Source organism: Bradyrhizobium sp. 62 (genome assembly GCF_023073035.1).
Classification (GTDB): Bacteria; Pseudomonadota; Alphaproteobacteria; order Rhizobiales; family Xanthobacteraceae; genus Bradyrhizobium.
On the sequence record NZ_JADPIT010000015.1, the window covers coordinates 285,840 to 295,437 of the forward strand.

A 9,598-nucleotide genomic window follows, 5' to 3' on the forward strand; every position below is an offset into this window, starting at 1 on the left:
CAGCTGCGCGCAAAAACATGCTGGTTTCCATCACCGACGATCCGCCGATCCTGGTCTGCGCGGATCTCCAGGTCGAATATCTGACCCCCGGACGTCGCCACGTCATCCTCGATGGCGACGCCGCGACAGCGCGCTGCGTGGAACTGTTGACGTTCTGGCGCGACAATCTCTGGCCGGTGATGCATCTGAAGCGCATCGCGCAGGCGGCCTGGTTCAATCCGGCATCCAAGCTGACCGATTGGATCGCGGAGGCGAAGCCGCGGCCGGGAGAAATGACGTTCGAGCATCCGCTGCCGTCGGCCTACAGTTCGGCGCGTTTTGTGGACTACATGTCCAATATCCGCAATGTCCGTTGCGTGCTCGCGGGCTTTTCCCTGGACGAAACTGTCCTGGCCACCGCTATTGACGGGTTTCACCGCAGTCATCGCTTCCAGGTGGTAACTGACGCGGTGGCCTGCCGGCAGCCGGGGACAGGCGATGCTGCCGCCTACAAGCATGCGGTAGTGAATGTGATCGGGAATTTTGCTACAATCCAGTCCAGCGCCGAACTGATCAGAACCAGCGGCGCCGTTGCGGTGTAGGCGGCCGCGATCGACGGATGGAGTGGGACATTGTCACGGGGAGATCAGCTCGAGGAGCTGGCAAGCGACCTGTCGCGTGCCGCCGAGGCGGCGCGCCGTCTTGGTCTGCCCACGACGGTGTATCTGCTCTCGATGGCGCTGGTGGAGGTGCGGGAGGCCGCTGCCGCCGATAGCGATGGAAATGACGACGGCGCGGCGTGACAGCTGCCCGATGTGCGGCTTTGTGCAACGCTGCTGAGCGCTTGCTGCCGACGAATTGACGTTGCAAGTTTTGCGCGGTGGCAATAGCCAAGGAGCTGGATCATCGAGTGATGACGCTGGCCGCGCCGGCGACGTGACGCTTTCAAGGATGCCTGCAAATGTCCATGTTGCCCAATTCGCAAGAGGCCCGGGATGTGGCCTATCAGCTCCATCCCTACACCAACGCGCGCGCCCATCAGCAGGCCGGTCCCCTGGTGATCGAACGCGGCGAGGGCCCTTACGTGTTCGACGCCTCGGGCAAGCGCTATTTCGAGGCGATGGCAGGCCTGTGGAGCGTCGGGCTCGGCTTCAACGAGAAGCGGCTGGTCGAAGCCGCGCACAAGCAGATGCAGGCGCTGCCGTTCTATCACACCTTCTCCGCCAAATCGCACGGGCCCTCGATTGATCTCGCCGAGAAGCTGGTAGCGCTGTCGCCGGTGCCGATGAGCAAGGTCTTCTTCACCAACTCCGGCTCGGAGGCCAACGACACCGTTCTGAAGTTGATTGCCTATCGCTCCAATGCGCTCGGCCAGCCACAGCGCAAGAAGGTGATCAGCCGGATGCGCGCCTATCACGGCGTCACGATTGCGTCCGCCAGCCTCACCGGGCTGCCGAACAACCACCGCTCTTTCGACTTGCCGCTCCCGAACATCCTGCACACGGGTTCGCCGCATTTCTACAAGGACGGCGCGCCCGGGGAGAGCGAGGAAGCCTTCGCGACGCGGCGGGCCGAGGAGCTCGATGCGCTGATCCAGAAGGAAGGCCCGGACACGATCGCGGCGTTCTTCGGCGAGCCGGTGATGGGCGCGGGCGGCGTCATCGTGCCGCCGGCGACCTATTGGGACAAGATCCAGAAGGTGCTGAACAAGTATGACATCCTGTTGGTTGCCGACGAGGTCATCTGCGGCTTCGGCCGCACCGGCAAGATGTTCGGTTGCGAAACCTACGGCATCAAGCCCGACGCGATCGTGGTCTCCAAGCAGATCACCTCGAGCTATTTCCCGCTGTCGGCCATCATGATGAACGATCGCATGTTCGAGCCGATCGCCGATGAGAGCAACAAGATCGGCGTGCTCGGCCACGGCTTCACCGCGGGCGGCCATCCGGTCGGGTCGGCGATTGCGCTGGAGAATTTGAAAATCATCGAGGAGCGGGGCCTCGTTGCGCATGCCGCCGAACTCGGTGGCTACATGCAAGGCAAGCTGCGTGAACTCACCAGCCATCCGCTGGTCGGCGAGGTCCGCGGTGTCGGCATGATCGCTGCGATCGAACTGGTGCTGGACAAGGCGCGCAAGACTGCAGCGGCAACGCCGGGCGCCGTCGGCGGCATGGCCAGCCGCATGCTGCAGGAGCGCGGCGTGATTTCGCGCAACATGCTCGACGCCATCGCCATCTGCCCGCCGCTGATCGTCACCAAGGCCCAGATCGACGAGCTGGTTGCGGCGATTTCAGGTGTGCTGGACGACATGAAGCCGGAAGTGGCGAAGCTGACGCCGGCGTAAGGGAAGCGTTTCAACGCGAGCGGAGCGTCTCACCACACTCTCGGTGTCCTCCTGGCGAAAGCCAGGACCCATACCGCGCGATCTAGCGAGACGGGTGGTAGTAGTCCCGAACGACGAGTCTTCGCCAAACTCTTGCATGGAGTAATGGGGACGACGTTGCGGAGGGTTGGCGGCCTATTCCGCCCGCTGAACCCCGATCACGCGGCCTTTCTCCACCGCCAGCGCCAGCTCGCCGCGCTTCAGTTTCAGTGCGGCCTCGCCGAACAGCTCGCGGCGCCAGCCGCGTAGCGCCGGCACGTCGGCCTCGTCGTCGGCCGCGATCTCCTCGAGATCGTCGACGGTTGCAATCACCTTGCTAGCGACCGCGTGGCGCTCCGCGGTCATGCGCAGCAGCACCTTCAACAGCTCGACGATCGCGGCGCCATTGTTGTTGTTGCGCGGCTTTTCCAGCTTCGGCAGCGTGGCGTGATCCCGCGCCAGCCCGCGCTCGACCGCGGCGACGATATCGGCGCCCCATTTGGATTTCTCAAAACCCTTCGGTACCGAGCGCAGGTTTGCGAGCTTCTCGATCGTATTCGGCGCGTGGGTGGCGATGTCGCTGACGGCCTCGTCGCGCAGCACGCGGCCGCGCGGCACGTCGCGGCTCTGCGCCTCCTGCTCGCGCCAGGCGGCGACCTCCATCAGGACTGCGAGGTCCTTGGGCTTGCGCACCCGCGTCTTGAGCCGTTCCCAGGCGCGCTCGGGGTGGAAGTCGTAGGTCTTGGGCGAGGTCAGGACCTCCATCTCGATCGAGACCCATTCGCTGCGCCGGCGCTTCTTGAGGTCGGCATCGAGCGCTGCGAACACGTCGCGCAGATGCGTGACGTCGGACACGGCGTAGTGCATCTGCTCCTTCGTCAGCGGCCGGCGCGACCAGTCGGTGAAGCGATGAGTCTTGTCCGGGCGGTGCCCGGTGACCTTCTCGACCAGCGCGTCGTAGGCGATGCTGTCGCCGTAGCCGAGCACCATGGCCGCGACCTGGGTGTCGAACACGGGGTGCGGGATGATGCCCGCCTGATGCCAGATGATCTCGATGTCCTGCCGGGCGGCGTGGAACACCTTCAGCACGGCCTCATTGGCCATCAGCTCGAAGAACGGCTTGAGGTCGATGCCCGCGGCCAGGGTGTCGATGACGATCGCTTCCTCGGCGCTGGCCATCTGCACCACGCACAGCAGCGGGTAATAGGTGGTCTCGCGCAGGAACTCGGTATCGACGGTAATGACGGGGTGCTTGGCCAGCCGGCTGCAGGCAGCCGCAAGGTCAGCGGTGGTGGTAATCAGATCCATGAACGGCCCATGACAAGTCCATCAGCCGTTCTGCCGAAAGCGCTGTGATGTCAAGGGGCTCGAAGCGAATTCGAGCCTTGCATTTGGGCCGGAATCGCATTTTCCGACGAAAATCCTATTCGTAGCGGACCCGCCGGGAGGGTTTGCGCGCGCAGGGCAGTGCCACCACGACCACGCACATGGCGACCAGCGCCAGCCCCAGGAACTCGAAAACCAACAGATCCACGGCAATATCCCCCAGCAACATTGCTAAACTTGTCCGGGGGGAATTGAGGGTCTGTTAATTCTCGTGGTTACCGGCGGCGGGCTGGGCCGGATGGTGGACGCGGGGTTAACGGGGGCACCATGCGATGCAGCGCCGCGGCATCCGGCGTCACGTCATGAGCTTCGGCAGGACGGCCGCCAGGGCGTCCACGGCGGCGCGAACTTTCGGCGGCATCCGGGGCGAGCGGGGCCAGAGCGCGTGGCAGTCGTAGAGAAATCCCGGCTGACCGCTCAACAGATTGATGAGCGTACCGGCGCGTAGGCGTTCGCGGACCAGCCAGTATGGCAGCCAGGCCAGTCCCATCCCCTGTGTAGCGGCGTCCGCAATCGCGTCGAGATCGTCGAGCCTGAGCCTTCCCGCTGGCATGATTTCGCTCGGAGGCTGGCCTTCGCGGGGAAACAGCCACGGCCGGACGCGTCCGGAGCGGCGATAGATGATCGCTTGGTGTGCGGCGAGATCGTCGAGCGATTTCGGCTTGCCGTTGGCGCGCAGATAGGAGCGCGAACCGCACACCACCATGCGCTGGCTTGCGATGCGCCGCGTCATCAGGCCGGATTGATCGTTTAGATCGCCGGTCCGGATCGCAAGATCATAGCGGGCCTCGATGATGTCAGCGATCGGGTCGCCGAACGAGAGATCGAGCTCCAGATGGGGATATCGTCGCGCGAGCTTCATCAGCAAGGGGGCGATGCAGTGCCGGCCCAGCAGGGCGGGCATGGTCACGCGAAGCCGGCCACGCGGTTCGGACAATTCGTCGGAAGCGACGGCATCGGCGGCCTCGGCTTCGGCGAGCAAAGTGCGGCAGCGCTCGTAATAGGCTTGGCCTGTCTCGGTCAGGCTCTGGCGCCGTGTGGTGCGGTTGAGGAGGCGGACGCCCAAGCGTTGTTCGAGGAAGCGAACGTGCTTGCCGACCATTGGCCCCGACATTTCGAGCGCATCGGCGGCAGCGGCGAACGAACCCACGTCAACCGCCTTGACGAAGACGGCCATGCTGGTCAGGCGGTCCATAATTGCAAACTCCTGGTTTCGACCGTTTGGCCGTTTGATCGCTTTATCCGCTGCCCTGCGGTTGGCATAGCTCCATTCAATTCAATTGTTTTGGAGTGTGTTCCATGGCGCGCGTCGTTCGCTTCCACAGACATGGTGGCCCCGAGGTGCTGCGCATCGAGACCGTTGACGTCGCGCCACCAGGAAGGTGCGAGGTGCAGATCAGGGTCAAGGCCCTCGGGCTCAATCGCGCGGAAGCGCTCTTGCGAGCGGGGACCTATATCGAGACCGCGACCTTTCCGTCCGGCCTTGGTCTCGAGGCCGCCGGCATCGTCGAGGCGATCGGCGAAGGCGTGAGCGGCTTCTCGCCGGGCGAGGTCGTCAGCATCGTGCCGCCCGTGTCGATGGTGCGATGGCCGGCCTATGGCGAGCTCGTCACGTTTCCGGCGGAGTTCGTTGTGAAGCACCCGCCCGAGCTCGGCTTCGACGCGGCGGCCGCGGTATGGATGCAATATCTGACGGCGTTCGGTGCTCTGGTCGATATTGCTGGGCTAAAGCGAGGGGAGGCAGTCGTTATTACGGCGGCGTCGAGCAGTGTCGGGCTTGCAGCGATTCAGATCGCGAACCGGATTGGTGCGATGCCGATTGCAGTGACGCGAACCTCGATCAAGCGGCAAGCCTTGCGCGATGCTGGCGCTGCCGACGTCATCGCCTCGGTGGAAGAGGACATCGGGTCGCGCCTGGAGGACATTGTCGGCTCAAACGGCGTCCGCGTGGTGTTCGACGCGGTCGGCGGCCCGATATTTGAGCCGCTCACCGCCGCGATGTCGCCGGGTGGCGTTCTCATCGAATATGGCGGCCTGAGCCCCGAGCCGACGCCATTTCCGCTGGTCAACGTCCTGACCAAGAGCCTGACGCTGCGCGGCTATCTCGTGCACGAGATCATCCGCGACCCCACGCGGGTTGCGAAGGCGAAGGCGTTCATCCTCGATGGGCTTTCGGGTGGTGCCTTGCGTCCGATCATCGCCAAAACGTTTCGCTTTGACGAGATCGTCGAGGCCCATCACTTTCTGGAGTCAAACGAGCAGTTCGGCAAAATCGTGGTGACGATCTGAGCGAACGATCGTTCTGGACAAACGATTTCCGCACCCGCATCACGGATTACGCCTTCGGCTCCTCCACCCTGCGCACCGAGCTCGCCTCACGTCCCGCAGAACGTCTGCAGCACCCGCTGGTCCGGCAGCGGGGGATCGGCGTAGGCGGCGTAGTCTGGCTGGTCATCGAACGGCTTTGCCAGCACCTTCACCAATTTCTCGAATGGCGCGTAGTTGTTATCGTTGACCGCGGCCTGGATCACGGCCTCGATGCGGTGGTTGCGCGGGATGAAGATCGGGTTGACGGCGTGCATGGCGGCTTGCCGTTCGGCTGCGCTCTGCGGCTCCAGGGCCGTGCGCTCGTGCCAGCGCCTGGCCCACTCGTCGAAGGCGGCGGGGTCCATGAACTGGGCGCGTGCATCGTCGGCTGCCGGATTGCCAGCTGCGTCACCGAGCTTGCGGAAGGTGAGGGTGAAGTCGGCCTGGTTCTTCGCCATGGCGTCGAGCAGGTCCTGGATCAGCGCATCGTCGCCGTCGCGCTCCGTGAACAGGCCGACCTTCTTGCGTAGACCCGCCTGATAGGCGTCGCTGAACGTCTCGGAGAAGGCGCCGAGAATGTCCTGGGCATCGGCGACCGCCTTTTCCTGATCGTCGGAGAACAGCGGCAGCAGGCATTCGGCCAGCCGGGTCAGATTCCACAGCGCGATGCGCGGCTGGTTGGCATAGGCGTAGCGGCCCATCTCGTCGATCGAGGAAAACACCTGCGCCGGATTGTAGGAATCCATGAAAGCGCACGGACCGTAATCGATGGTCTCGCCTGATATCGATGAGTTGTCGGTGTTCATCACGCCATGGATGAAACCGACCAGCAGCCAGCGTGCGACGAGATCGGCCTGGCGCGCGACGACGCCGGACAGCAGTGCGTGGTAGGGGCGCGCGGCGCCGAGCAGCTCCGGATAGTGCCTCGCGATGACATGGTCGGCGAGCCGGCGAATGGCATCGGTGTCGCGGCGAACGGCGAAGAACTGGAAGGTCCCGACGCGGATGTGGCTCGAGGCGACGCGGGTCAGCACCGCGCCTGGCAGCGCGGTCTCGCGGATGACGTGCTCGCCGGTGACGACGGCAGCGAGTGAGCGCGTGGTCGGAATGCCGAGCGCGAACATCGCTTCGCTGACGATGTATTCGCGCAGCACCGGCCCGAGCGCGGCACGGCCGTCGCCGCGGCGGGAGAACGGAGTGGGACCCGAGCCCTTGAGCTGGATGTCGCGGCGGATGCCGTCCTTGTCGATGACCTCGCCGAGCAGCACCGCCCTTCCGTCGCCCAGCTGCGGTACGAATTGCCCGAACTGGTGGCCGGCATAGGCCATGGCGATCGGATCGGCGCCGGCGGGAACCGTTTTGCCCGCCAGGATTTCGGCGCCCTCAGGGGTCTCCAGCACATCTGGATCGAGCCCGAGCTGGACCGCCAGCGGCCTGTTCAGCTTGATGAGCCGGGGCGCCGCCACCGGCGTCGGTGCGACACGGGCGAAAAAGCTGTCCGGCAGCGCCGAATAGGAGTTCTGGAACGGGAAATGGACTGTCATGGCCTCAAGATAGGCGTGGAACGCCGGATGGCAAAGGCTTGAGCCCGGATTGGGCAAAAAGGGGCACTTCCAGCCGAAAACAGGGCGTTCCCTTGGTTGCCGCTTGGGGCCTCGTCGGGTAAACCCTGCCGCAACTTCGGACCGGTCGTTTCAGGCCGTCCGATTCGATCCTCAGACATCATTTTGGGACGACCATGCATCGCTACCGGTCACATACATGCGGCGCGCTCCGCGAGAGCAACATCGGCGAGACGGTCCGCCTTTCAGGCTGGGTCCATCGCGTTCGCGACCATGGCGGCGTGCTGTTCATCGACCTGCGCGACCATTACGGCCTGACCCAGTGCGTAGTCGATCCGGACTCGCCGGCGTTCTCGCAGGCCGAGAAGCTGCGCTCGGAATTCGTGGTCAAGATGGACGGCAAGGTCCGTCGCCGCCCCGAAGGCACCGACAATGATGATTTGCCCACCGGCAAGATCGAGATCTATGTCAGCGAGATCGAAGTGCTGGGACCTGCCGGCGATCTACCGCTGCCGGTGTTCGGCGACCAGGAATATCCCGAGGACATCCGCCTGAAGTACCGCTTCCTCGATTTGCGTCGCGAGAAGCTGCACCAGAACATCATGACGCGCGTCGAAATCATCAAGTCGATGCGCAGGCGGATGGAGGGGCAGGGCTTCTTCGAGTTCAACACGCCGATCCTGACCGCATCCTCGCCGGAGGGCGCGCGCGACTTCCTGGTGCCGTCGCGCATCCATCCCGGCAAGTTCTACGCGCTGCCGCAGGCGCCGCAGCAGTACAAGCAGCTCTTGATGATGTCGGGCTTCGACCGCTACTTCCAGATCGCGCCCTGCTTCCGCGACGAGGACCCGCGCGCGGATCGTCTGCCGGGCGAGTTCTACCAGCTCGACGTCGAGATGAGCTTTGTCACGCAGGAAGACGTCTTCGCCGCGATGGAGCCTGTCATCACGGGCGTATTCGAGGAGTTCGCCAAGGGCAAGCCGGTGACCAAGGGCTGGCGCCGGATTCCGTTTGCCGAGGCGCTGCGCAAATACGGCTCGGACAAGCCGGACCTGCGCAATCCGATCGAGATGCAGGACGTCTCCGAACACTTCCGTGGCTCCGGCTTCAAGGTGTTCGCGCGGATGTTGGAGGACCCCAAGAACCAGGTCTGGGCGATCCCGGCGCCGGGTGGCGGTTCTCGCGCCTTCTGCGATCGCATGAATTCATGGGCGCAGGGCGAGGGCCAGCCCGGCCTCGGCTACATCATGTGGCGCGAGGGCGGCGAAGGTGCCGGTCCGCTTGCCAACAACATCGGCGCTGAGCGCACCGCCGCGATCCGCGCCCAGATCGGCGTGAAGGAAGGCGATGCCGCGTTCTTCGTCGCCGGCGATCCCGACAAGTTCTGGAAGTTTTCAGGGTTGGCCCGCAACAAGGTCGGCGAGGACCTGAACCTCACCGACAAGGAGCGGTTCGAGCTGGCCTGGATCGTCGACTTCCCGATGTACGAGTACAATGAGGAAGACAAGAAGGTCGACTTCTCGCACAATCCCTTCTCAATGCCGCAGGGCGGTCTCGATGCCTTGAAGGGCCAGGATCCGCTGACCATCAAGGCATTCCAGTACGACATTACCTGCAACGGCTACGAGATCGCCTCGGGCGGTATCCGCAACCACGTGCCGGAAGCGATGGTGAAGGCGTTCGAGATCGCCGGCTATGGCGAACAGGAAGTCGTCGATCGCTTCGGCGGCATGTACCGTGCCTTCCAGTACGGCGCCCCGCCGCATGGCGGCATGGCCGCCGGCGTCGACCGCATCGTCATGCTCTTGTGCGGCACCAACAATCTGCGCGAGATCTCGCTGTTCCCGATGAACCAGCAGGCCATGGACCTCCTGATGGGCGCGCCGTCGGAGCCCAGCCCCAAGCAGCTCCGCGAGCTGCATGTGAAGGTGAATCTGCCGCAGAAGTGAGGCTGTCTCCACGGCGTCATTGCGAGTAGCGAAGCAATCCAGAATCTTTCCGC

8 protein-coding genes are annotated in these 9,598 nt (G+C 64.2%); 5 read left to right on the forward strand and 3 right to left on the reverse strand.

Annotation, left to right across the window (positions count from 1 at the left end; translation table 11 throughout):
• Nucleotides 1–17 precede the first annotated feature (17 nt).
• The 3 genes from IVB47_RS11730 (at nucleotide 18) to IVB47_RS11740 (ending at nucleotide 2,323) form a co-directional block, all read left to right on the forward strand.
• Complete coding sequence (locus IVB47_RS11730) at nucleotides 18–581, forward strand: isochorismatase family protein (RefSeq protein ID WP_247461702.1); 564 nt, start codon at nucleotides 18–20, stop codon at nucleotides 579–581.
• A gap of 30 nt (nucleotides 582–611) precedes the next feature.
• Nucleotides 612–782, forward strand: coding sequence for a hypothetical protein (locus tag IVB47_RS11735; protein WP_007609402.1), 171 nt, complete (start codon nucleotides 612–614; stop codon nucleotides 780–782).
• A gap of 158 nt (nucleotides 783–940) precedes the next feature.
• A complete protein-coding gene (locus IVB47_RS11740; protein WP_027569703.1) occupies nucleotides 941–2,323 on the forward strand; it encodes an aspartate aminotransferase family protein in 1,383 nt (460 codons plus the stop codon).
• A gap of 174 nt (nucleotides 2,324–2,497) precedes the next feature.
• Here IVB47_RS11740 and rnd read toward each other — a convergent pair whose 3' ends face one another.
• Nucleotides 2,498–3,649, reverse strand: a complete 1,152-nt coding sequence (rnd, locus tag IVB47_RS11745) for a ribonuclease D (protein ID WP_007591909.1) — start codon at nucleotides 3,647–3,649, stop codon at nucleotides 2,498–2,500.
• 373 nt (nucleotides 3,650–4,022) lie between these two features.
• Nucleotides 4,023–4,922, reverse strand: a complete 900-nt coding sequence (locus tag IVB47_RS11750) for a LysR family transcriptional regulator (protein ID WP_247461704.1) — start codon at nucleotides 4,920–4,922, stop codon at nucleotides 4,023–4,025.
• A 104-nt stretch (nucleotides 4,923–5,026) separates the two neighbouring features.
• On the opposite strand from IVB47_RS11750, the gene IVB47_RS11755 reads away from it, so the two are divergent.
• Complete coding sequence (locus IVB47_RS11755; RefSeq protein ID WP_247461706.1) at nucleotides 5,027–6,016, forward strand: zinc-dependent alcohol dehydrogenase family protein; 990 nt, start codon at nucleotides 5,027–5,029, stop codon at nucleotides 6,014–6,016.
• Nucleotides 6,017–6,102: 86 nt separating this feature from the next.
• On the opposite strand, the gene IVB47_RS11760 is transcribed toward IVB47_RS11755, so the two are convergent.
• Nucleotides 6,103–7,578 carry a protein adenylyltransferase SelO gene (locus tag IVB47_RS11760; RefSeq protein WP_247461708.1) on the reverse strand — a complete coding sequence of 492 codons (1,476 nt, stop codon included), beginning with the start codon at nucleotides 7,576–7,578 and terminating at the stop codon, nucleotides 6,103–6,105.
• Between the two features lie 194 nt (nucleotides 7,579–7,772).
• On the opposite strand from IVB47_RS11760, the gene aspS reads away from it, so the two are divergent.
• On the forward strand, nucleotides 7,773–9,545 hold the full coding sequence (gene aspS, locus IVB47_RS11765) for an aspartate--tRNA ligase (protein WP_247461710.1): 1,773 nt from the start codon (nucleotides 7,773–7,775) through the stop codon (nucleotides 9,543–9,545).
• Nucleotides 9,546–9,598 lie beyond the last annotated feature (53 nt).